A 24,671-nucleotide genomic window follows, 5' to 3' on the forward strand; every position below is an offset into this window, starting at 1 on the left:
TAAAAGGAGCTCTTCACATTCTGTGAAGAGCTCCTCTACTATTTCTTATAAAGTTTCAGAAGTAGTTTTTGCTTGCATGTGAAGTGCTAAGTAATCAGGTCCACCAGCTTTAGAGTCTGTACCAGACATGTTAAAGCCACCGAATGGTTGGTAACCTACGATTGCACCAGTACATCCACGGTTGAAGTATAAGTTACCAACGTGGAAGTCTTCGCGTGCTTTTTCAATATGGTCACGGTTGTTAGTAATAACAGCACCTGTTAAACCGTATTCCGTATTGTTTGCAATTGCAAGTGCATGATCGAAGTCTTTCGCTTTACAGAATGCTACTACTGGTCCGAAGATTTCTTCTTTCATTAAGCGAGCATCTTCTGCAACGTCAGCAACGATTGTTGGTTGGATGAACCAGCCTTTAGAATCGTCTCCTTCGCCACCTGCTAAGATTCTACCTTCTTCTTTACCAATTGCAACATAGCTCATTACTTTATCAAATGCAGCTTGGTCATTAACAGGACCCATGTTTGTACCTAATACTGCTGGGTTAGCAACTGTTAATTCTTTCGTTAATTCAACAGCACGATTTAATACGTGATCGTATACATCTTCATGGATTACTGCACGAGAACATGCAGAACATTTTTGTCCTGAGAATCCGAATGCTGATGCAACGATAGACTTAGCTGCTAATTCAAGATCTGCTTCTTTATCAACAACGATTGTATCTTTACCGCCCATTTCAGCGATAACACGTTTTAACCAAATTTGTCCTGGGTTTACTTTCGCTGCACGCTCATAGATACGGATACCTACATCACGAGATCCCGTGAAGCTTACGAAACGTGTACGAGGATGATCTACTAAGTAGTCACCAACTTCAGAACCGTTACCTGGAACGAAGTTTACTACGCCAGCTGGTAAGCCAGCTTCTTCTAATACTTCCATAAATTTCGCTGCTACTACAGGAGTTGTACTAGCTGGTTTTAGTAATACTGTGTTACCAGAAACTAAAGCAGCTGTTGTCATACCTGCCATAATTGCGAATGGGAAGTTCCAAGGAGAAATGATAACACCTACTCCTAATGGAATGTAAGAGAAACGATTATATTCAATTGGACGGCTTTCTACTGGAATACCGTCTTTTAATTTTAACATTTGACGACCATAATATTCCATAAAGTCGATTGCTTCTGCTGTATCAGCATCTGCCTCATTCCATGGCTTACCTGCTTCTTTTACAAGAATAGCAGAGAATTCATGTTTTCTGCGACGAACGATTGCTGCAGCACGGAATAAAATGTCTGCACGCATTTCTGGCTTTGATTTTCTCCAAGTTTGGAATGTTTCATCCGCTACTTGCATTGCTTTTTCAGCTAACTCACGGCTTGCTTTTGAAACACGACCAACAAGTTCCTCTTTATTTGCAGGGTTTACAGAAACAATTTTGTCTTCTGTAGTGATTTTTTCTCCCCCAATAATTAATGGATAGTCTTGTCCAAGATAAGATTCTACTTTCTTTAAACCTTCTTCAAACGCTAATTTGTTAGCCTCCACTGAAAAATCTGTAAATGGCTCATGTTTGTATGCTACTACCATTTTTTTTAGCCTCCCCTTAGAAAAACGTTTACATTTTACAACATTATTCTACACGATAATTTAGATTTATTCAAATATTCCTAGACTTATATTTTAAAAATTAATAAATTTTTAAAATATAATAAAAAAAGAGATTCATACATGCGTATGAATCTACAAAATATGAGTATATTCCAAAACATTTTTCCCGATCAATAATATAGTAACTAATAAAAATAAAGTTCTTACATATCCAACACCTTTTTGAACCGCAAACTTCGATCCAAAATAAGCACCTAAGATCATTGATAATCCCATGATAATACCGTATTCAAAATGAATTATGTCTAAAAATAAAAAAGTAATTAAAGATACAATATTACTAACAAAGTTCAAAAGTTTTCCAGATGCTGCCGCTTGAATAAAATCCAAGCCAATTAATAAAAATGCAAAAATTAAAAACGACCCTGTCCCTGGTCCAAAAAATCCATCATAAAATCCTATCATTAAAATAGCAAAGAAAAATATTAATGTTTTTCTTTGCGTCATCTTCTTATAGGTAGACACACTTCCCCAATTCTTTTTTGCAATAATATAAATAGCAATAAATACCAACATTACAAGTACTAATGGGCGTAAAATATCCGATGGAATAAATTTTACTACTAAAGCGCCTGCAACAGCTCCAACAATAGTTAACGGGATTAACTTTCCTACAATTTTAAAATCAACTTTTCCTGATCGAATGAAATACATCGCACTCGTAAACGTCCCCATCGTTGCCGCTAATTTATTCGTTGCAATTGCCGAAGCTGGCGATAAGCCAACAAACATAAGCGCCGGAAGCGAAATTAACCCTCCTCCTCCAACAACCGAATCAATAAAAGCTGCTAAAAAACCGAATGCAATTAATAAAATAATGACTTGAAAACTTAATTCTTCCATGAGCTTTACCCCTTACCCCTATTATTTACAACATTTTAAATTATAACAAAATTGCATAAGAAAAAAAGCTGTTCCTTAGAGGAACAGCCTTCATATTTAATCTAAAATTTTCACAAGTGGTTCATCTTGTTTTGCTTCACGTATAATAATGGCTTCTGGGCGTTCTACAGATTTAATCGTTACTTGTACTTTCATATAATTCGGGAAGTATTCCATAACAAGCCCTGCCACATATTGTGTAAAACCAACTATTTCAGCTTTTCCATTAAATTGGACAGGAATATCAAGCTTCATTTCTCTTAATTCATCATCTCTATACATACCCGTACCAATAACAGCTGTATAGTCGCCTTGGAAATAATCGCTTAGTTTTGCCTTAAAGTTGGATACTCTTGCAAGATCTTCACGTTTATTATCTGTTTTCGCTTGCTCTGATGGAAACAAATAATATTTTTCATTAATTTGTTTCCAATCTTCAACCGTTTCACTACCTTTTTCAACATTTGCATAAGAAACAAAATTACCTGGCACAAGTGACGCCTTCGGAGCCTGACGATAAATTGCAAATGTTATCGGAAGGTTTTTTGTTTCAGGATCTTTTTGATGCATAAACTTCAAGACTTCTTGCGCCATTTTTTTCCCTTCAGCTAACATTTTTTCATTCGAGATTGTAGCTTCACGTGGGTAACCATGTTCTTCATTATAATAATGCACTGAATTCATTGCTAATCCAACTACAATGCCGCTACGCTCATCTTTGTCGCCGTTTTTCACATAATAATCATGCTCTAAAATATTGGAAATATATATTGGATTTTTTTTGTTTTTTTCTTCTAGTATTTCGGATCCTTCACCTAAAGCTGGATTTAATCCTATGTTTGGAAATTTAACTGCATCTTTTTTTAATGTATCTTCTAGTTCTTTCTGTTCAGCATTTGTACGCTTTCTTTTAACAAGCATTTGTACATATTGAGCCTCTAGAGTATCTCCGCCTTTAAAGAAATGATCTTTCGTACTAAATGATTCCTTCGCAATACGCATTAATCCTGTTTCAAATTCATCTATATCAAGACGATTATTTACTCCTTGCACGACTAAACCACGTGCCTTTCCACCATAAAATGGAATAGTCGTCTTATAATATTCATCCGACATAGCGTATTTTGGGACAACTGATTGTTCTTTTGCTTTCCCCGATTTCTCAGACACTTTTTCATCTTTGTCGGCACCTGCACTACACCCACTTACAAGTAGGCCAAGGCTTAATACCGCTAATGCTATTTTTTTCATGGTAAGTTTGCACCTCTTACTTATTTAGCTCTTGTAAGAACCTCTCTTCATTCCAAACCTCAACATTATGTTTCTCCGCTTGTGCTAATTTCGAACCAGCCGATTCACCTGCAACAACCAAATCTGTACTCTTACTAACACTTCCTGTTACTTTTCCACCTAATGCCTCAATCTTCTTCTTCGCTTCACTTCGTCCCATAACTTCTAGCTTACCTGTTAAAACAACCGTTTTTCCTGCGAAGTAAGATTCAACATTTTGTAAATCTGCAATTTTTATACCTTTGTATGTCATATTCACGCCATACTCTTTAAACTGCTGTAATAACTCTAATACATCTTCATTATCAAAATATGTCACAACAGATTGAGCCATTTTTTCGCCAATTTCATTAATTGCTTTTAGTTCTTCTTCTGTTGCTTTTACAAGCTCATCCATCGTTTCAAAGTGCTCTGCAAATGTACGTGCTGCTTTCGCTCCAACGTGTCGAATTCCAAGACCAAATAATAATCGCTCTAACGAGTTTTCTTTAGAATTTTCAATTGCTTGTATTAAGTTTGTTGCTGATTTTTCACCAAAACGTTCTAACTGTAATAACTGCTCTTTCGTTAATGCATATAAATCAGCAAATGTACGAATATAATCTGCATCAAAAAGTTGTGTAATGACACGTTCTCCAAGCCCATCAATATTCATTGCATTTCTTGAAACGAAATGAATTAATCCTTCGCGAATTTGAGCTGGACAAGTTGGATTTATACATCGAAGTGCTACTTCTTCTTCTAAACGAACAAGTTCACTCTCACATGCTGGGCAATGCGTTGGCATGCGGTATTCTTCTTCTTCACCAGTACGCTTATCAAAAATAACGTTCACAACTTCAGGAATAATATCTCCAGCCTTCTTCACAACAACGTAGTCACCAATTCGAATGTCTTTTTCACGAATTAAATCTTCGTTATGTAAAGAAGCACGACGAACGATCGTACCAGCAACTCTCACTGGCTCTAGCTCTGCAGTCGGTGTTACAACCCCTGTTCGGCCAACACTTAATTCAATGCCTGTTAATCTCGTTACAACTTCTTCAGCCGGGAATTTATAAGCAATCGCCCATCTTGGACTCTTCGCTGTAGTTCCTAGACTTTCTTGAAGAGCAACATCATCTACTTTTATAACGATTCCATCAATCTCATAATCAAGATGCGGACGTTTTTCTTGCCATTCTTCTACATAAGCTATAACCTCTTCGATTGTTTCACATGTACGGCGATTTGGATTTGTCTTAAATCCGAGTTCACCTAGGAAATCAAGCGATTCACTGTGCGATGGAATTGTTTTTTCTTCTACATTCGCAAGACCGTACACAAACATAGATAAGTTACGCTTCGCTGCAATTTTCGGATCAAGTTGACGTATTGAGCCTGCTGCCGCATTACGCGGATTCGCAAATACATCTTCTCCATTTTGCTCTTTTTCTTCATTTAGTTTAACAAATGAACGCTTCGGCATATAAGCTTCGCCTCGTGCTTCTAACGTTACTTCTTCATTTAAACGAAGTGGGATAGCTTTAATCGTTTTTAAATTTTGAGTAATATCTTCACCCGTTACACCATCACCACGTGTCGCCCCTTGAATGAAGCGTCCTTTTTCATAATGAAGCGAAACGGCAAGCCCGTCAATTTTTAATTCACATATATATCTTACATTCGCATCATCAATTCCTTGACGTACTCTTCTGTCGAAATCACGTAAATCTCCTTCGTTAAATGCATTTCCTAAACTTAACATTGGTGACTTATGTGTTACTTTTTCGAATATATCAAGAATAGTTCCCCCAACGCGAACGGAGGGAGAATCCTCACTCATAAACTCTGGGTTCTCTGCTTCTAATTTTATAAGCTCCTGCATATTACGGTCATATTCCGCATCAGAAACAGAAGGATTGTCTAATACGTGATATTGATAATTAAATGTATTTAACAAATCACGCAGTTCTTCTATACGTTTTTTTGCTATCTCTTTTGACATATCCTCATTCCTTTCTATTGTTTCGTCACAGGTGCAAATTTTGCTAACAAACGTTTAACACCAATCGGGCTTGGGAACGCAATATCTAATTCTTTTGCATCACCTTCACCTTTTACACTTACAACTGTACCGATTCCCCATTTTTGGTGGGAAGCTTTATCGCCTACTGCCCAGCCAATTTGCTCACCGCCTGTCGTCTTAGCTGCAGGACGCGCGAAAGCTGAACGAGAGCGTGTTGTGGTTGTCATTTTACTGCTACTTGCTGTTCTGCCTTTTGCACCAAACGAATTTTCACGCTTCGGCGCTGTTTCATTTAATGATTCCACTAGTTCTGTCGGGATTTCTGTAATGAAGCGAGACGCAGCGTTCATACTTGTTCTACCAAATAAAGTACGCATTTGCGCATTAGATAAATATAGCTCTTCTTCTGCACGAGTAATACCTACATAAGCAAGACGACGTTCTTCTTGCATTTCATCCTCTTCCATAAGAGAACGAGTATGAGGGAATATCCCTTCCTCTAAACCAACAATAAAGACAACCGGGAACTCTAATCCTTTCGCTGAGTGCATCGTCATTAAGATAACTTCTTCACCAGCAGTTGGGTCTTCATCTACACGATCAATATCAGCAACAAGTGCTAAATCTGTTAAGAATGCAACAAGACTCTTATCTTCGCTTTGAGATTCAAATGTTTGCGTAACAGATAAGAACTCGTCTAAGTTTTCTAAACGACCTTCCGCTTCTAAAGAACGCTCATTTTTCAACATATCGCGATAGCCTGTTTTTTCAATAACTTCTTCTACTAATTCTGTAACAGATAAATACTCTTGCATATTTACCCAGTTGTGTAATAAACTTGCGAATTCTTTTACTGCCTTTGTAATTTTTGCACTTACTCCAACATGCTCAATCTCATCAAATACAGCAGTTAATGAAATTCCGTTTTGCACACCATAATTAATAATTTTATCAATAGAAGTCGCACCAATACCACGCTTTGGCATGTTAATAATACGTGCAAAACTAATTTCATCATCTGGATTACCGATTAAACGTAAGTACGCCAAAATATCTTTAATCTCTTTACGGTCGTAGAACTTCGTACCCCCGACAATTTTGTACGGGATGTTAGATTTAAGGAAAATCTCCTCGACCATACGAGACTGAGCATTCGTACGATATAGTACTGCAAAATCAGTATATTTTCGTTTCCCCATTTGAAGATCGTCACGAATTTTTTTCGCAACAAAATATGCTTCGTCTTTTTCCGTTGCAGCACGGTAATATGAGATTTTGCTTCCAACTTGATTATCTGTCCATAATTTCTTCGGTTTACGGTTTGAATTTTTTTCAATAACAGCATTCGCTGCATTTAAAATATTTTGTGACGAACGATAGTTTTGTTCTAACAGAATAACTTGCGCATTCTCATAGTCTTTTTCGAATGACAAAATGTTAGAAATGTCAGCCCCGCGCCAGCGGTAAATAGACTGATCTGAGTCACCTACAACACATAAATTTTTAAAACGTGCTGCTAAATGTTTTACAAGAAGGTACTGCGCTTTGTTCGTATCTTGATACTCATCCACGTGAATATATTGGAACTTACGCTGATAAAACTCTAGTACTTCTGGAACACGTTCAAATAGCTGAATCGTTGTCATAATTAAATCATCAAAATCTAATGAGTTATTTTTCAGAAGACGTTTTTGATATTCTGTATATACATCGCTCGTTAATTTTTCATATGGATCAGCGATTGTAATTTTTTTCGCATATTTATCTGCAGATAACAATTCATTTTTCGCATTACTAATACCAGCTAAAATAGAGCGCGGCTCAAATTTCTTCGGATCAATATTGCGCTCTTTCATAATTTTTTTGACTACAGTTAACTGATCGCCTGAATCTAAGATTGTAAAGTTACGATTAATACCAATACGATCGATATCACGTCGTAAAATACGTACACACATAGAGTGGAACGTAGAAATCCAAATATCTTCTGCTTCTGGTCCGACAAGTGTATCAATACGCTCGCGCATTTCACGAGCCGCTTTATTTGTAAAGGTAATAGCTAGTACATTCCATGGCGCTACACCTTTTTCACCAAGTAAAAACGCAATACGATGTGTTAACACACGTGTTTTACCACTACCTGCACCTGCCATTAATAGAAGTGGTCCGTTCGTTGTTTGTACTGCTTTTTGTTGCTGCGGATTTAAACCATTTAATAATCTATCTGTCTTACTCATATACGCCTGCACCTACTCTCCTTTTACTGCTTTTACTGCTTTAACTGTTTTTAACGCTGCTTTTATATCATCATAAATAATATTTCCAACAACTACTGTATCAGCATATTGTGCCATTTCTTTCGCCTGTTCAGCATTAGAAATACCGCCGCCATAATATAACTTCGCTTGTTTTAATTCTGCTTTTACATTTTTAACAAGTTCACTGTCTCCATACGTACCGCTATATTCTAAGTAAAATATTGGTAAACGTAATAACTTGTCTGCTAAACGCGCGTATGCAATCACATCATCTTCTGTTACATCACATTTCGCATCTGTAAGCTGGGCTACTTTCGCTTCAGGATTTAAAACACAATACCCTTCCATGAAAATTTCGTTCCAATCCATAATATCCCCAAATTCTTTCAAAGCCTCATGATGAACGCCTGTTACCCATTCTACTTTTCGGCTATTTAAAACGCTTGGGATATAATAAAAATCAAATCCTGGTGTAATTGCTTCCACATCAGAAACCTCTAACACACAAGGAACAGCATATCTACGAATGCTAACTAGCATGTGTAATACGTTATCAATTGTAACCCCATCACTTCCGCCTACAATAACCGCATCAGTTCCAGACTCACAAATCATTTCTAAATGTTCATCGCTTAACTCCTTATTTGGATCAAGCTTAAATACATGTTTCCATCCGGAAATATCGTACATGAAAACACCCTTCCTTTTTTCTAGTTATATCTATAGTTCTGTTTAAAATAACAGTTAGTTTTCATCTTGTTTTTTAAATATTTTTCAAAAAGAATGATTTAATTTCATCTTCTTTTTATGCATTCTTTCATTATAACAAAAAAAGCTACTGACACACACGCCCATTCCAACATCTTTTTCAACGTCAAATGTTGGATTACATATCCCCAAAATCACACGGGATACTAATAAGAGAAGTAGTATTTACTATTTCAATTTTCATAAAAAGGAGTGTTTTTCTAATGAAGCAAAACATCGGGACAATAAACGCTCTAATTCGAATTACACTTGGGCTTGTCCTCTTCGGATGTAGTGCAACTAAACTTGTACGCAAGCCATGGTGCACTTGGTCTAACATTTTTCTATGGATTGGTGCAATGAAAGTTGCAGAGGGAATTGTTCGCTTCTGCCCTATTGTTGAAGCGTGGAAGTTTGGAAAATACATGAATATGGGTGCATTTAAAATGCCTAGCATGAATTTTACTGAAAAAGGACATGCTAAAGAAGAAGTGAATCAAACTTCCTCTCATGACAAGCCAAAGTCAAAAGGAAGTTATGACGCTTCTGACAAAGAGATTGAGTCAGCGATTGAAGAAATAATCCTGGCAAAACCGCTTTGAATCATTTGTCACGATGCAAGATGCTCTCAAAGGGACTTAGCTGCTGCAGTGGGCGGTTAAGTCTTCTTTATTTTACCATAAAAACAGAACGTATATTCCCTTTTTAAGCTTAAAATGTATATAAAAGATATCAATCAATAAAATTCAGAAAATTAGGTGCATACCTCTTGCTTAAAATGATATAAAAGTGATATCATTTTTATATCAGGAGGCGATCATATGAAAGAAAAACAAGTATTTTATGTAAATGGTTTTCTCGGTATTATTGGAATTTTGATTTTAGCGGCTATCGGTGTATTTTTCCTTGCACAAGAAATTTTTATAGGAGCAGCACTAACTATTGTATTAGCCGCAATTCTCGCTACGGGTATCGGGATTGTTCAACCAAATCAAGCGAAAGTTATTACGTTCTTTGGTAATTATTTAGGAACAATTCGTCAAAACGGTTTATTTTTAACGATTCCATTCGCATTCCGTCAAACTGTATCTTTACGTGTTGAAAACTTTAATAGTAAGAAATTAAAAGTAAACGATGTTGAGGGAAATCCGATTGAAATTGCAGCTGTTATCGTATATAAAGTAGTTGATTCTGCAAAAGCAATGTTCGGTGTTGAACATTACGATCGATTTGTAGAAATTCAAAGCGAAACGGCAATCCGCCACGTCGCAACAAAATATCCATATGACAATTTCCAAGATGAAACTTGCATTACGTTACGCGGAAATACTGAAGAAATCTCTGAAGAATTAAAACGTGAGTTAGAGGCACGTCTTGAAATTGCTGGTGTAGAAGTATTGGAAACTCGTTTAACGCATTTAGCTTACGCAACAGAAATTGCCCATGCAATGCTACAACGTCAACAAGCAAAAGCAGTATTAGCTGCTAGAAAAGAAATTGTTGAAGGTGCTGTGAAGATGGCCAAAGATTCAATCCATATGTTAGATGAAGAAGGCGTACTGGAACTTGATGACGAGCGTAAAGCAAATATGGTAAACAACTTATTAGTTGCCATCGTTTCAGATAAAGGTGCGCAACCGGTTATTAATACAGGAAGCCTATACTAAAGGGTTGTAAATCATTATGGCTAAAAAGAAAAGCTTTCCATTACGTATTGATCCTGAATTACACGCAGTCATCGAAAAATGGGCGAATGATGAGTTTCGTAGCGTCAATGCACACATCGAGTATTTACTTCGAGAAATGGCAAAGCAAAAAGGAAAATTGAAAAAAGATAAAGATGCATAAAAAATCCCGCTGAGAAATCAGCGGGATTTTTACATATTAGCTTCTCGTCATCTCATGCCCAATTGCACGATATCCTATATCACTTCGGTAAAATAGACCATCACTCTCAATTTTGCCGATTTCTTTATACACCTTATCTTTCGCTGCTTGTAAACTGTCCGCCTTACAAGCAACAAATAGTACACGGCCGCCATTTGTTACAAAGTCACCATGCTTCATGGCTGTACCTGAATGGAAAACAATTACATCTTCCAGTGTATCTAATCCTTTAATAATGTCACCTTTTTTATATGCTTCCGGATATCCTTTCGAAGCAAGTACAACACCAATTACCGCTTCCTCTGACCACTGTAACGTTAATTCACTTTCATCTAATACCGCGTTACATACATCAACTAAATCATTTTCTAAGCGAGGTAATACTACTTCCGTTTCAGGATCACCAAAGCGTGCATTAAATTCAATTACCTTCGGGCCATCATTTGTTAAAATAAGTCCCGCATATAAAATTCCTGTAAACGAACGGTTTTCTGCAATCATTGCCTTGGCAGTTGGATGTAATACCATTTTTATTGCCTCTTGAACTGCTGATTCTGGAATTTGTGGTACTGGAGAATACGCACCCATTCCGCCTGTATTTGGACCTTTATCACCATCAAAAGCTCGTTTATGATCTTGCGCAATTCCCATCGGATGCACAGTTGTTCCATTTACAAATGCCATTAATGAAAATTCTTGTCCATCTAAAAACTCTTCAATAACGACCTTCTTGCTCGCTTCGCCAAACTTCACATATTGTAGCATCTCTTTCACAGCTTGTAATGCCTCTTCAAGCGTCATTGCTACCGTTACACCTTTACCAGCAGCTAGGCCGTCAGCTTTAATAACGATTGGCGCACCAACTTTTTGAATATACTGTACTGCTTCTTCATAGTCTGTAAAAGTTTCATATGCCGCAGTTGGAATATCATATTTTTTCATCAATTCTTTTGTGAAAGCCTTACTACCTTCAATAACAGCAGCCGCTTTATTTGGGCCAAACACACGAAGTCCCTCTTCTTTAAAGCGATCAACAATTCCATTCATAAGTGGAATTTCTGGTCCAACGAAAGTTAATTCAACCTTATTCTCTTTAGCAAATAAAACTAATGCATCAAAATCATTTTCATCAATATCAACTGGTGTTGCAACATCGCGCATACCTTCATTACCTGGTGCTACATACACCTTTTCTACTTTTTCAGATTGTGCAAACTTCCAAGCTAAAGCATGCTCACGCCCACCGCGGCCAATTACTAAAACATTCATATTTCATCCCCCAATAATTAAATAAGTACAAACTAGAAGCTATGCTCCTAGTTTGCTTTCTCATATCAATAAAAGTTTAAAAGGAGGATCGAGAGAACCGAGCTGGTCTAGGCGCATTTGCCAGGAGGACACGGAGTGTAGCTTTCCTACATGAGTACCGCACTGGCATTGCAACGACGACTTGCGAAGGTTATCTCGACCGGACCTTTTAAACATCCATATCAATAGAAGTTTAAAAAGGAGGATCAAGAGAACCGAGCTGGTCTAGGCGCATTTGCCAGGAGGACACGGAGTGTAGCTTTCCTACATGAGTACCGCACTGGCATTGCAACGACGACTTGCGAAGGTTATCTCGACCGGACCTTTTAAACATCCTCTATTAGTGTTTGAAATGACGTACGCCAGTGAACACCATAGCAATCCCATACGTATCCGCCACTTTAATAGAATCTTCATCACGGATTGATCCGCCCGGTTGAATGATTGCTGTAATTCCTGCTTTTGCTGCTTCTTCTAATGTATCTGGCATTGGGAAGAAAGCATCAGATGCAAGTGCGCTACCTTGTGCTTTTTCACCAGCTTGTGTAATTGCGATTTTTGCAGAACCTACACGGTTCATCTGCCCTGCACCGACACCAATTGTCATATCATCTTTCGCTAAAACAATTGCATTTGATTTCACATGCTTTACAACTTTCCAAGCTAGTTTTAAATCTTTCCATTCTTGCTCTGAAGGTTCACGTTTCGTTGGAATTGAAATTGTACTTTCATCTAATGATAACGTATCTTCCTCTTGAACGAGAAGCCCACCTTGTACAGAAGTTAGTTTTTTGCTTGCACTTGTCGCTTTTTCAATATTTACAGTTAGTAGACGTAAGTTTTTCTTACTTTGCAATACTTCTAAAGCTTCTTTTGAGAAAGAAGGTGCAATAATGATTTCTAAGAAAATTTCGTGTAACTTTTCTGCTGTAGCTTTATCAATTTCACGATTTGCTGCAATAATACCGCCGAAGATTGATACTGGATCTGCTTCATAAGCACGAGTATATGCTTCGTGAATATCAGTTCCTACTCCAACACCACATGGATTCATATGTTTTACTGCTACTACTGCTGGTTCTGTAAATTCTTTTACGATGCTGAGCGCTGCGTCTGCATCATTAATATTGTTATACGATAATTCTTTACCGTGTAATTGTTCTGCGTATGCAACAGAAGAAGTTGCTGCGAATGGCGCTTTATAGAAAGTTGCCTTTTGATGTGGGTTCTCGCCATAACGTAAGTCTTGCTTTTTCTCGAATGTCACAGTTAATGTTTCTGGACTTTCTTCACCCATTTGCTCTGTTAAATAGTTAGAAATTAGCGCATCATATGCTGCTGTATGACGGAATACTTTCGCTGCTAGTTTACGTTTCGTTTCATCCATTACTTCGCCGTTCTCTTTTAGTTCTGCTAATACAACATCATAATCTACTGGATCTACAATTACAGATACGAATTGATGATTTTTCGCAGCAGAGCGAATCATTGTCGGGCCACCGATATCAATATTTTCAATTGCATCAGCAAATGTTACATCAGGCTTAGCGATTGTTTCTTTAAATGGGTATAAGTTAACAACAACAAAGTCAATTGGCTGAATACCTAATTCATTCATTTGTGTTACGTGTGTTTCATTATCACGAACTGCTAATAGACCACCATGAATATTTGGATGTAATGTTTTCACACGGCCATCCATAATTTCAGGGAAACCAGTTACTTCAGAAATACCAATTACTTGTAAGCCGTTTGCTTCTAGTAACTTTTTCGTACCACCTGTTGAAATAACTTCAATCCCTTGTTCTAGTAACCCTTTAACAAATTCTACTACTCCTGTTTTATCTGAAACACTTACTAATGCACGCTTTTTCATTTATCTTTCACCCCTGGTTGTATGTTAGTTAACAGTTGATTCTTTCACAGACTGAACAATTTGATTCACTGTATTTACGTATAATTTATGCTCAACTTGTTGAATTTTATTTTGTAAGCTTTCTCTCGTATCCCCTTCAGAAACAACTACTGCTTCTTGCGCAATAATTGGCCCTGTATCCATACCTGCATCTACATAATGAATCGTTACTCCAGTTACTTTCACACCTGCTTCTAATGCTTGACCGACAGCATCTTTACCCGGAAAGCTCGGTAGTAATGATGGATGAATATTAATAATCTTCCCGCCGTATGCTTCTAGTAACGTCGGCCCAATTAAACGCATATATCCAGCTAAAATAACATAGTCAATTTCATATTCTTCTAGCTTCTTTAATATCTCTTTTTCAAACGCTTCTTTTGACTCATATGCTTTCGCTGAAAAAGCAAAACACGGAATATGATGATAATGTGCCCGACCAACAGCGCGTGCTTCTGGTTTATCACATACTAATAAACTAATTTCTGCATCCAATCTTTTTTCTTCTACCGCATTAACGAGAGATTGAAAGTTAGATCCGCTTCCAGAAGCAAAAACCGCTAATCTACTCATAGTGCTGTGCCCCCATTAAAAGTAACACCAGCTCCTTGTATAGTACGTCCAATAATACGAGCCGTTTCTCCTTGTTCTTCAAGAAGACGAACAACATCTTTTGCATCTTCTTCCTTTACTGCCACTACCATACCAATACCCATGTTAAAAATATTGAACATGTCTTTCTCTTCCAGGTTTCCAACTTCTTGAAGCAAACTAAAGATCGGCTGAATTTTCCAAGATCCTAGTTCAATCTCAGCACCGATTCCTTCTGGCAACATGCGTGGAATATTTTCAATAAATCCGCCACCTGTAATATGCGCCATACCGTATACTTCATGTTTCTTCAATAGTTCTAAAATAGGTTTGACATAAATTTTCGTTGGTTTTAATAATTCTTCACCAAGAGGTAGCTCTAAGCGACCATAAATACGCTCTAAAGATAGTTCTCCATCTTCTAGTAACACTTTTCGTACTAAAGAGTAACCATTGCTATGAATACCGCTAGATGCTAAGCCAATTAACACGTGACCAGCTTCAATTTTTTCACCTGTTATAATTTTCTTCTTATCAACAATCCCAACTGTAAAACCAGCTAAATCATATTCTTCCGTAGAATACATTCCTGGCATTTCAGCTGTTTCTCCACCGATTAATGCACAACCAGCTTGGCGACAGCCCTCTGATATACCTTTGACGATGTTTTCAATTTTACTAGGTTCAGCTTTACCACAAGCAATATAATCAAGGAAGAAAAGCGGCTCTGCTCCTTGGACAACAATATCATTTACACACATTGCTACTGCATCAATACCAATTGTGTCATGTTTATCTGCCATAAAAGCGAGCATCAATTTCGTTCCCACGCCATCTGTTCCAGATACTAATACAGGTTCTTCTAATGCAAATTTTGATAGATCAAACATACCTCCAAAACCGCCTAAACCGCCTAGTACTTCTTTTCTCATAGTTGTTTGTACGTGTTTTTTCATGCGAGATACCGCTTCATATCCAGCTTCAATATCTACTCCTGCTTGCTTATATGCATTCGCCATCGTTATTTACACCTCGTCTTTTAATTTCTCCCCATCCAGGGCGGGCTATTTTAAGAAAGGAGCTAGCTTCTACATCAAAAGAAGTAGAAGCTTTTTTCACTTTTCTTATTTCATACTTTCTAAAAGCTCTTGCTCATAATCATAAAGAGCTGTTGGATAGTCCCCATTAAAATAAGCCATACATAGACCGCCATATTTCCCTTCATATGGACGCCCAATTGCATCTACTAATCCATCTTCGCTTAAAAATGTTAAAGAATCTGCTCCGATCATTTCACGGATTTCTTCTACTGTATTATTTGCTGCAATTAATTCTTTTCTCGTTTGAATATCAATGCCATAAAAACATGGATACTTAAGAGGTGGTGAAGCGATTCTTACGTGAACTTCTGTCGCTCCAGCTTCACGAAGCATACGAACAATTCGTTTACTTGTCGTTCCTCTTACGATAGAATCGTCAATCATAACAACTCGTTTCCCTTCCACTACACCTCTTACTGCTGAAAGCTTCATCTTAACCCCTTGCTCACGCAGTTCTTGAGAAGGCTGAATAAAAGTACGTCCAACGTAACGATTTTTAATTAATCCTAATTCATACGGAATGCCTGTTGCCTCCGCATAGCCAATCGCTGCTGAAATACTAGAGTCTGGTACACCAGTAACAACATCCGCTTCAATAGGAGCTTCCGCTGCTAAACGTTTTCCCATATTTTTACGCGCTGCATGAACGTTAACACCAGCAATATTAGAATCTGGTCGTGCAAAGTAAATGTATTCCATACTACAAATCGCATGTTCTACATCGTTTGTAAAACGATCTACGTGAATTCCTTCATCATTAATGATAAGTAATTCACCAGGTTCTACATCGCGAATGTATGTTGCACCTACTACATCAAAAGCACATGTTTCAGATGCTACAACGTAAGCATCCCCCATCTTTCCAATTGAAAGCGGACGGAATCCATTTGGATCTAACGCAACGATCATTTCATTTCCAGTTAGTAAAAGATACGCAAACGCACCTTTCACTTTATTCAGAGCCTCTTTTACACTTTCAATTAAAGAGTCTTTCGTACTACGTTTAATAAGATGTAAAAGTACTTCTGTGTCTGAACTTGTTTGAAAAATACTTCCCTCTGCCTCTAATTCACGGCGAAGCATTTTTGCATTAATTAAATTCCCGTTATGAGCTAGCGCCATACTATGATCAGAAAAACGGAACAACAATGGTTGAACGTTAGCAACTTCACTTCCACCAGCTGTTGCATATCGTACATGTCCGATTGCTGATTTTCCATTTAATCCTTCTAGCTCGCCTCTTGAAAACACTTCTGATATTAAACCTAACCCCTTGTGACCGACAATTTTCTCACCATTATTTACGACAATGCCTGCGCCTTCTTGTCCACGGTGCTGTAAACTGTGCAATCCGTAGTATGAAACTTGTGCTGCATTTTCATGCCCCCAAATTCCGAAAACGCCACATTCTTCGTTTAACCCCTTTATTTCAGCAAGCATGGGATTGCCCCTTTCCAAGCCTTTCTCATTTCATCTACATTTGCTGTAAGTAATACTTCATTTTCTTCATTATGAATTGTTACTTCATTTGTACTTGTTACTTCTCCAACTTGGATTGCTTCTACCGCTTTCTCAAACGCCTCTTTATTTTCACGTTTTACAGTAATCACGAAGCGAGACTGTGATTCAGCGAATAATGCTGCTGTTGCTTCTCCATCTAATTTCACAGTAGCACCTAAGCCTTTAGCACCAATTGCACTTTCTGAAATCGCAACTGCTAAACCACCCTCAGCAACATCATGTGCAGATTGAACAAGACCAGCTTGAATTGCTTCTAATACTTGTTTTTGGCGTTTTAATTCTACATCTAAATCGATACTTGGTGATTGCCCGAAGATTTTACCGTGAATCATTTTCTGTAATTCACTTCCGCCAAACTCAGCTTTCGTCTCACCGATTACATAAACTAAATCGCCAGCTTGCTTAAACTCTTGTGTTGTTACATGTTTTAAGTCATGTACAAGTCCGACCATCCCAACAGTTGGTGTTGGATATACAGCTTCGCCACTACGCTCGTTATACATCGATACGTTTCCGCCGATAACTGGTGTTTGTAATGTGCGACAAGCTTCACTCATACCGTCTACTGATTTCTCAATCTGCCAGAAAATCTCTGGTTTTTCTGGGTTACCGAAGTTTAAGCAATCTGTAATTGCAAGTGGCTCCCCGCCAGAACATACGATATTTCGCGCTGCCTCTGCTACTGCAATTTTACCGCCCATTTCTGGATCTAGATAAATGTAGCGAGAGTTACAATCTGTCGTCATTGCTAATCCTTTTTCTGTACCGCGTACACGTACAACTGCAGCATCTGAACCTGGTGTCACAACTGTACTTGTGCGAACTTGGTAATCGTATTGATCGTATACCCACTCTTTACTTGCAATTGTTGGTTGCTGTAATAGAGCGAATAACGCTTCTTTATAATTTTCTACTTTTGGCGTTTCCATTTTCATTGCTTGGAATTCAGCAAAGTATGCTGCTTCTTTTGATGGCTTATGATAAATTGGTGCTTCTTCTGCTAAAGCATCTGCTGGAACTTCAGCTACCTTTTCACCTTTATGGAATAAACGAAGCATTTTATCTTCTGTTACTTTCCCCATCGTAACTGCTGCAAGACCATACTTCTCAAATAAATCTACTATTTCTTGTTCTCTACCTTTTTTCACAACAATTAACATACGCTCTTGTGATTCAGATAGCATCATTTCATATGGTGTCATTCCTGTTTCACGCTGTGGTACATCATCTAAGTACATTTCAATACCCATTCCTGCTTTACTTGCCATTTCTGCAGAAGATGATGTTAAACCAGCCGCACCCATATCTTGAATTCCAACAAGTGCATCAGATTGAATTAATTCTAAACACGCTTCAATAAGAAGTTTCTCCATAAATGGATCCCCTACTTGAACCGCTGGACGTTTCGCTTCTGAACTTTCAGATAGTTCTTCCGACGCGAATGTTGCACCGTGAATACCGTCACGACCAGTTGATGCTCCTACGTACATTACTGTGTTACCAGCACCGTGCGCTTGCCCTTTTTTAATGTCTTCGTGGTTAATCAAACCTACGCACATTGCATTTACAAGTGGATTTCCTTCGTAACATGGATCAAATTGTACTTCGCCGCCAACAGTCGGAATACCGATGCAGTTACCGTATCCTGCAATTCCTGCTACTACTTCTTCGAATAAATATTTCACACGTGGTGACTGTAATTCACCGAAACGAAGTGAGTTTAATAGAGCTACCGGACGTGCTCCCATAGAGAATACGTCACGAATAATACCACCAACACCTGTTGCAGCTCCTTGATATGGTTCAATAGCTGAAGGATGGTTATGACTTTCCATTTTAAATACAACTGCTTGATTATCACCTATATCTACAATTCCAGCACCTTCTCCAGGTCCTTGCAGAACACGCTCACCTGTCGTTGGAAACTTACGAAGAACTGGTTTTGAATTTTTATAACTACAATGTTCAGACCACATTACAGAGAATAATCCTGTTTCTGTATAATTTGGCAGACGACCTAAAATCCTTTCAACCATGGCAAACTCTTCGTCTGTTAGCCCCATTTCCGCATATATACGCTCTTCTTTAATTTGTGTTGGATTTGGTTCAAGCATTAACGACATATGTTTCCCTCCACTGTTTTAAGATAGATTGAAAGACTTTTAACCCTTCAGCACCGCCAAGTAATTCATCTACAGCACGCTCTGGATGTGGCATCATACCAAGTACATTTCCTTTTTCGTTTACAATACCAGCAATATCTGAAACGCTACCGTTAGGATTTTCTACGTAACGGAATGCGATTTGATTATTCTCTTCTAATTGTTTAAGAGTCTCTTCGTCACAATAGTAATTCCCCTCACCATGAGCGATTGGAATATTGATTATTTCATTTTTTTCATATTGTGATGTAAACATCGTTTCATTATTTTCAACACGCAACTGAACAGTGCGACACATAAATTTTAAGTTTTCGTTTCTCATTAACGCTCCTGGTAGTAATCCTGATTCAACAAGAATCTGGAATCCATTACATACACCTAAAATCGGCTTTCCTTGCTCAGCAGCTTTTTGCACTGCTTTCATTGCATTAGCAAAGCGAGAAATAGCACCGCAGCGTAAGTAGTCACCATAAGAAAATCCACCTGGTAGTAGAATTGCATCATATTCATCTAAATTCTCTGTATCGTGCCAAACGTAATCTACTTCTTCGCCAAGCTCATCTTTAATTGCATGGAACATATCGACATCACAGTTCGAACCCGGAAATACTATTACGGCAAATTTCACTGTGCGACAACCTCCTCAACTTCATAACGGAAGTCTTCCATTACAACGTTCGCTAATAGTTTTTCACACATTTCTTTTACCTTGCTATCTAAATCAGATACAGATTTATCAATTGTTAGTTCCATGTACTTTCCGATTCGAACGTCTTGTACTTCTGTAAATGAAAGACTATGAAGTGCTCCTTTTACTGCTGTTCCTTGTGGATCTAATACGCTTTCTCTTAATGTTACATATACCTTAACTTTATACATGTGAAATTCCCCCTAAACGTTTTAAAATCTCTTCATAAGCTTCTGTTAAATTTCCAAGATCACGACGGAATACGTCTTTATCAAACTTTTCATTGCTCGTTTCATCCCATAAACGGCAAGTATCTGGTGAAATTTCATCCGCTAAAATGATTTCTCCTTCTTCCGTTACACCAAACTCTAATTTGAAATCTACTAATCTTACACGACAGCTTGCGAAATGATCAATCAACACTTGATTGATTTGTAGAGCCATATCTCGTAATACACTTACTTGCTCTGGCGATGCAACGTTTAATACACGAATATGATCTTCCGTTACAAGCGGATCTCCTAAATCATCATCTTTGAAGTAAAATTCTACGATTGGTTCTGCAAGTACAGTTCCCTCTTCCATTCCTAATCGTTTTGAAAGACTTCCTGCAATTACATTTCTTGTGACAACTTCTAAAGGAATAATACTCACTTTTTTAACAAGTTGTTCTGTTTCAGATAACTTCTCAACAAAATGTGTTTTAATTCCCACTTCTTGTAACTTTCTGAACAATAAAGTTGTAATTTCATTGTTCAAACGACCTTTTCCTGTAATCGTCTCTTTTTTCTCCCCATTGAAAGCAGTCGCACTATCTTTGTACTCTACCCAAACCATATCTGCTGATTCTGTACGATAAATTCTTTTTGCCTTACCTTCATACAGCAATTCTAGCTTTTGCATTTCGCAAGCCCCCTGTAGTTTGAAAAATGTGAATAATGTTTTTATAAATAATGGCACAGAATGACTCTATTCTGTGCCATATGAAATTTTACGCTTCGTTTAATCCAAGGCGTTCAAAGATTGTATCAACGTGTTGCATGTGATGCTCATAGTTGAAGCATTCATTAATTTCTTCTTGTGTTAACTTGCTTGTAATACGCTCATCAGCTTCTACAAGCTCTTTAAATTGTACTTGTGTTTCCCAAGCTTCCATCGCTTTAGGCTGTACGATATCATAAGCTTCTTCACGTACCATACCTTTGTCGATTAGTGTAAGCATTACGCGCTGAGAATAAATTAAGCCGTATGTTCTTGTCATATTGCGTTTCATATTCTCTGGGTATACAGTTAAGTTTTTAACGATATTACCAAAGCGATTTAACATGTAATTTAACGCGATTGTAGCATCTGGTAAAATTACGCGTTCTGCTGAAGAGTGAGAAATATCACGCTCATGCCATAATGGAACATTCTCATAAGCTGTCATCATATAACCGCGGATAACACGAGCTAAACCAGTCATATTTTCAGATCCAATTGGATTACGCTTATGCGGCATTGCAGAAGAACCTTTTTGACCTTTTGCGAAAGCTTCTTCAACTTCACGTGTTTCACTCTTTTGTAAACCACGAATCTCAACTGCCATCTTTTCGATAGATGTTGCGATTAGTGCAAGTGTTGACATGTAATGAGCATGGCGATCACGTTGCAATGTTTGTGTTGAAATTGGTGCTGCTTCTAATCCTAAGTTTTCACAAACATACTTTTCTACGAATGGATCGATATTTGCATATGTACCAACCGCACCAGATAATTTACCAACGCGAACTGTATCAGCTGCTTGCTTGAAACGCTCTACGTTACGTTTCATTTCTTCATACCAAAGACCAAGTTTTAAACCAAATGTTGTTGGTTCTGCATGAACACCGTGTGTTCTTCCCATCATGATTGTGTATTTATGCTCTTTCGCTTTGTTAGCTAAAATGCTTACAAAGTTCTCTAAGTCTTTTAATATGATTTCATTCGCTTGTTTTAAGATGTAAGATAATGCTGTATCTACTACGTCTGTAGATGTTAAACCGTAATGAACCCATTTACGTTCTTCGCCTAATGTCGGCGTTTCTGATACAGCACGAGTGAATGCAACTACGTCATGACGTGTTTCTTTTTCAATTTCATAAATACGATCAATATCAAATGATGCATGTTCACGAATTTTTTTAACATCTTCTTTTGGAATGTCGCCAAGCTCAGCCCATGCTTCACAAGCTAAAATCTCAACTTCTAACCACGCTTTAAATTTGTTCTCTTCCGTCCAAATCGCACCCATTTCAGGGCGTGTATAACGACTAATCATCTTTTTCCCTCCAACAGTTGTTCTTGATGGTCCCAAATATGCAAACTCTTCGCTTTTTCTAGAGCAACTTCAATATTATCATTTAAAATATTAACATGCCCCATTTTTCGCTGTGCTTTTGCTTCTTCTTTTCCATACAAGTGTAAATAGCACCCGGTTAATCTATTCACTTGTCTTAGGACCCCTTCTATATGTTCGCCTAAAATGTTTACCATGACAACTGGTTTTAACAAATTTGTTTCTCCTAGAGGTAAATTGCAGATTGCTCGAATATGTTGACCAAATTGGCTCGTTTCACATGCATCCTGTGTATAGTGTCCTGAATTGTGAGGTCTTGGTGCTAATTCATTAATGTAAATCTCACCATTATCTGTAGCAAACATCTCTACCGCTAGTGTTCCCACAAGTTCTAATTCATCCGCAAGTACCTTTGCATACGCAATTGCTTTTTGAGAAAGCTCTTCTGTAATGCGAGCTGGAACGATAGATTCATGCAAAATGTTATTTACATGGATATTTTCCGCTACCGGAAATACTTTCGTTTCACCACTTACACTACGAATCACAATAACGGATACTTCTTTTTCAAAAGGCACCCATTTCTCTAAAATACACTCTGCTTTATCCACAAGATTTCTTGCTGTCTCAACATCAGCCTCACTTCTTAAAACAACTTGCCCTTTCCCATCATATCCACCTGTCGTCGTTTTTAAGACGGAAGGGAATGATAACTCAGTAATTGCTTCTGTAAGCTGATCTTGATTTTGAACTAATCTATACGTTGCTACTGGTAACCCAGCCTTCTCAATTGCATTCTTTTCTGTAAAACGATTTTGCGTTTTATTTAACAACTGACTACCTTGTGGCAAGTAAGCATGTTTTTCAAGCCATTGTAAACATCTATAATCAATATTCTCAAATTCATATGTGACAACATCACTTATCTCTGCTAAATACTGAATTGCCTTTAAATCGTCATACGGTGCAACAATTTCAATATCAGCAACTTGTGCACATGGTGATTGCTTTATAGGATCTAAAACAGCAATTTTATATCCCATCTCCTTGGCTGCCAATGCCATCATTCTTCCTAGCTGGCCGCCTCCAATAATGCCGATCGTTTTTCCAGGTAAAATGATTCTCGTCATACTAGCTCACTACCTTCACGCACATCTTTTTCAATCGCTTCTCGTCTCAATTCTAATGCATCATGTATATCATCATGGAATGATCCAAGTATTTGTGCAGCAAGTAATCCAGCATTTGTTGAACCGGCTTTACCAATTGCAACAGTTGCAACTGGAACGCCTCCTGGCATTTGGACGATGGATAATAATGAATCTAGGCCGTTTAATGCTTTTGATTGAACTGGAACTCCGATTACAGGAAGATTTGTCTTCGCTGCAACCATTCCTGGTAAATGTGCTGCTCCACCAGCTCCAGCAATAATAACTTTCAATCCACGTTCACGAGCCGTCTCTGCATATTCAAACATATAATCCGGAGTCCGATGAGCGGATACAACCTTTTTCTCATACGGTATATTTAATTCATCTAAAATGTCACAAGCATATTTCATTGTTTCCCAGTCTGACGTACTTCCCATTATGACTCCAACTAGTGATTTCATATTAGAATCCCCCCGATTCAAATAAAAAAAGCCTGAAATAGAACAGTTTCTCTTTTACTATGAGAGAAAGCGCTCTACTCAGGCATACGTATCCCTTGTGAATAGAAAAATACCGAGTGACTTTCCCTCATAGTCTAACGAATAACGGTCGTTAGGTAGAGACTTGCAGGCCATATCCCCGCGATTATATGAGGTCTTATATTATTGTTTCTATGGCTATATTAACAATATTTCATAAACGATGTCAATAAATAATCGAATGTTTTTTTATTAGTAGTCAATAACGTTCGTGTTTTAGTTATATTCAAAAGAAGAATTGCAACTATATGCAAGAAGAAAAGGGAATTAGAATATATATTTCTAGAGATCTATTTACTTATAATCGTTTATATAGTACTTCAGTATGTTTTAAATCAAAATATGTACACTCTTGTATTCTACACATCAATAGAACTTTTATTATAACGATTTAATTTCTAAGGAGGATAAACATGAAAGAAAGAACTACGCTATTATCCTATTTATTTTTTCTATTGCAGTAATTGTTGTAATTATTGAATACTTATTTATAGCATCTCATTATTTAAAATATATACTTATGATAGAAATAATGTGTCCTATTTTAAAAGTCTCTATTTCATTCTTTTTTCGTCTTTAGCGTTATTAAATTTATGGATTATAACATTCGGTAAATAAAAATAAACACAAAAA

At 37.5% G+C, this 24,671-nt stretch carries 21 protein-coding genes, 1 pseudogene and 1 riboswitch; of the genes and pseudogenes, 4 read left to right on the forward strand and 18 right to left on the reverse strand.

What is annotated here, in order from left to right; all coding sequences use genetic code 11:
• Positions 1-45: 45 nt before the first annotated feature.
• The 6 genes from pruA to pcrB form a co-directional block, all read right to left on the reverse strand.
• Positions 46-1,593: an L-glutamate gamma-semialdehyde dehydrogenase gene (pruA, locus tag CN409_RS10140; RefSeq protein WP_000259555.1), complete on the reverse strand. Its 1,548-nt coding sequence runs from the start codon at positions 1,591-1,593 to the stop codon at positions 46-48.
• A 153-nt stretch (positions 1,594-1,746) separates the two neighbouring features.
• Positions 1,747-2,517: a TSUP family transporter gene (locus tag CN409_RS10145; RefSeq protein WP_000391975.1), complete on the reverse strand. Its 771-nt coding sequence runs from the start codon at positions 2,515-2,517 to the stop codon at positions 1,747-1,749.
• Between the two features lie 96 nt (positions 2,518-2,613).
• Positions 2,614-3,807 carry a CamS family sex pheromone protein gene (locus CN409_RS10150; protein WP_000717037.1) on the reverse strand — a complete coding sequence of 398 codons (1,194 nt, stop codon included), beginning with the start codon at positions 3,805-3,807 and terminating at the stop codon, positions 2,614-2,616.
• Positions 3,808-3,823: 16 nt separating this feature from the next.
• Entirely contained in the window at positions 3,824-5,833 is a 2,010-nt protein-coding gene (gene ligA, locus CN409_RS10155; protein WP_000031434.1) for an NAD-dependent DNA ligase LigA, read from the reverse strand.
• Positions 5,834-5,847: 14 nt separating this feature from the next.
• Positions 5,848-8,091, reverse strand: a complete 2,244-nt coding sequence (gene pcrA, locus CN409_RS10160; RefSeq protein WP_141527703.1) for a DNA helicase PcrA — start codon at positions 8,089-8,091, stop codon at positions 5,848-5,850.
• A gap of 12 nt (positions 8,092-8,103) precedes the next feature.
• The gene (pcrB, locus tag CN409_RS10165; RefSeq protein WP_097980830.1) at positions 8,104-8,802 is read right to left on the reverse strand and encodes a heptaprenylglyceryl phosphate synthase; all 699 of its coding nucleotides are present in this window, start codon (positions 8,800-8,802) and stop codon (positions 8,104-8,106) included.
• Between the two features lie 281 nt (positions 8,803-9,083).
• Here pcrB and CN409_RS10170 point away from each other — a divergent pair, with 281 nt between their 5' ends.
• From CN409_RS10170 to CN409_RS10180, 3 genes are all read left to right on the forward strand, one after another.
• A complete protein-coding gene (locus CN409_RS10170) occupies positions 9,084-9,461 on the forward strand; it encodes a YgaP family membrane protein (RefSeq protein WP_000812342.1) in 378 nt (125 codons plus the stop codon).
• A 219-nt stretch (positions 9,462-9,680) separates the two neighbouring features.
• Positions 9,681-10,526, forward strand: coding sequence for an SPFH domain-containing protein (locus tag CN409_RS10175; RefSeq protein WP_000660674.1), 846 nt, complete (start codon positions 9,681-9,683; stop codon positions 10,524-10,526).
• 16 nt (positions 10,527-10,542) lie between these two features.
• Positions 10,543-10,707: a type II toxin-antitoxin system antitoxin gene (locus tag CN409_RS10180; protein ID WP_001085171.1), complete on the forward strand. Its 165-nt coding sequence runs from the start codon at positions 10,543-10,545 to the stop codon at positions 10,705-10,707.
• Between the two features lie 36 nt (positions 10,708-10,743).
• Here CN409_RS10180 and purD read toward each other — a convergent pair whose 3' ends face one another.
• From purD to purE, 12 genes are all read right to left on the reverse strand, one after another.
• Positions 10,744-12,015 (reverse strand): phosphoribosylamine--glycine ligase, encoded by a 1,272-nt coding sequence (gene purD / locus CN409_RS10185; RefSeq protein ID WP_097891886.1) that lies wholly within the window; start codon positions 12,013-12,015, stop codon positions 10,744-10,746.
• A gap of 379 nt (positions 12,016-12,394) precedes the next feature.
• On the reverse strand, positions 12,395-13,930 hold the full coding sequence (gene purH / locus CN409_RS10190; RefSeq protein ID WP_000745400.1) for a bifunctional phosphoribosylaminoimidazolecarboxamide formyltransferase/IMP cyclohydrolase: 1,536 nt from the start codon (positions 13,928-13,930) through the stop codon (positions 12,395-12,397).
• A gap of 24 nt (positions 13,931-13,954) precedes the next feature.
• A complete protein-coding gene (purN, locus tag CN409_RS10195; RefSeq protein ID WP_000088578.1) occupies positions 13,955-14,542 on the reverse strand; it encodes a phosphoribosylglycinamide formyltransferase in 588 nt (195 codons plus the stop codon).
• The gene (gene purM, locus CN409_RS10200; protein ID WP_001262424.1) at positions 14,539-15,579 is read right to left on the reverse strand and encodes a phosphoribosylformylglycinamidine cyclo-ligase; all 1,041 of its coding nucleotides are present in this window, start codon (positions 15,577-15,579) and stop codon (positions 14,539-14,541) included. Before purM ends, purN begins: the two co-directional genes overlap by 4 nt.
• 105 nt (positions 15,580-15,684) lie before the next feature.
• On the reverse strand, positions 15,685-17,100 hold the full coding sequence (gene purF / locus CN409_RS10205) for an amidophosphoribosyltransferase (protein WP_000879026.1): 1,416 nt from the start codon (positions 17,098-17,100) through the stop codon (positions 15,685-15,687).
• Positions 17,085-19,304: a phosphoribosylformylglycinamidine synthase II gene (gene purL / locus CN409_RS10210; RefSeq protein WP_000055594.1), complete on the reverse strand. Its 2,220-nt coding sequence runs from the start codon at positions 19,302-19,304 to the stop codon at positions 17,085-17,087. Before purL ends, purF begins: the two co-directional genes overlap by 16 nt.
• Complete coding sequence (gene purQ, locus CN409_RS10215; protein WP_000666782.1) at positions 19,288-19,971, reverse strand: phosphoribosylformylglycinamidine synthase subunit PurQ; 684 nt, start codon at positions 19,969-19,971, stop codon at positions 19,288-19,290. Before purQ ends, purL begins: the two co-directional genes overlap by 17 nt.
• On the reverse strand, positions 19,968-20,222 hold the full coding sequence (gene purS, locus CN409_RS10220) for a phosphoribosylformylglycinamidine synthase subunit PurS (RefSeq protein WP_000278823.1): 255 nt from the start codon (positions 20,220-20,222) through the stop codon (positions 19,968-19,970). Before purS ends, purQ begins: the two co-directional genes overlap by 4 nt.
• Positions 20,215-20,934 (reverse strand): phosphoribosylaminoimidazolesuccinocarboxamide synthase, encoded by a 720-nt coding sequence (gene purC, locus CN409_RS10225; RefSeq protein ID WP_001170545.1) that lies wholly within the window; start codon positions 20,932-20,934, stop codon positions 20,215-20,217. Before purC ends, purS begins: the two co-directional genes overlap by 8 nt.
• Before the next feature lie 88 nt (positions 20,935-21,022).
• Positions 21,023-22,330: an adenylosuccinate lyase gene (gene purB / locus CN409_RS10230; protein ID WP_000625687.1), complete on the reverse strand. Its 1,308-nt coding sequence runs from the start codon at positions 22,328-22,330 to the stop codon at positions 21,023-21,025.
• Complete coding sequence (purK, locus tag CN409_RS10235) at positions 22,327-23,478, reverse strand: 5-(carboxyamino)imidazole ribonucleotide synthase (protein ID WP_097980831.1); 1,152 nt, start codon at positions 23,476-23,478, stop codon at positions 22,327-22,329. The genes purB and purK overlap by 4 nt, the downstream gene beginning before the upstream one ends.
• Positions 23,475-23,960, reverse strand: coding sequence for a 5-(carboxyamino)imidazole ribonucleotide mutase (purE, locus tag CN409_RS10240; protein ID WP_000839367.1), 486 nt, complete (start codon positions 23,958-23,960; stop codon positions 23,475-23,477). The genes purK and purE overlap by 4 nt, the downstream gene beginning before the upstream one ends.
• A gap of 110 nt (positions 23,961-24,070) precedes the next feature.
• Positions 24,071-24,172, reverse strand: a riboswitch (purine riboswitch).
• Positions 24,173-24,451: 279 nt separating this feature from the next.
• On the opposite strand from purE, the pseudogene CN409_RS32315 reads away from it, so the two are divergent.
• Positions 24,452-24,656: pseudogene (locus CN409_RS32315) on the forward strand (hypothetical protein).
• Positions 24,657-24,671: the final 15 nt, after the last annotated feature.

This window comes from Bacillus sp. AFS012607, assembly GCF_002558005.1.
Taxonomy (GTDB): domain Bacteria; phylum Bacillota; class Bacilli; order Bacillales; family Bacillaceae_G; genus Bacillus_A; species Bacillus_A thuringiensis_S.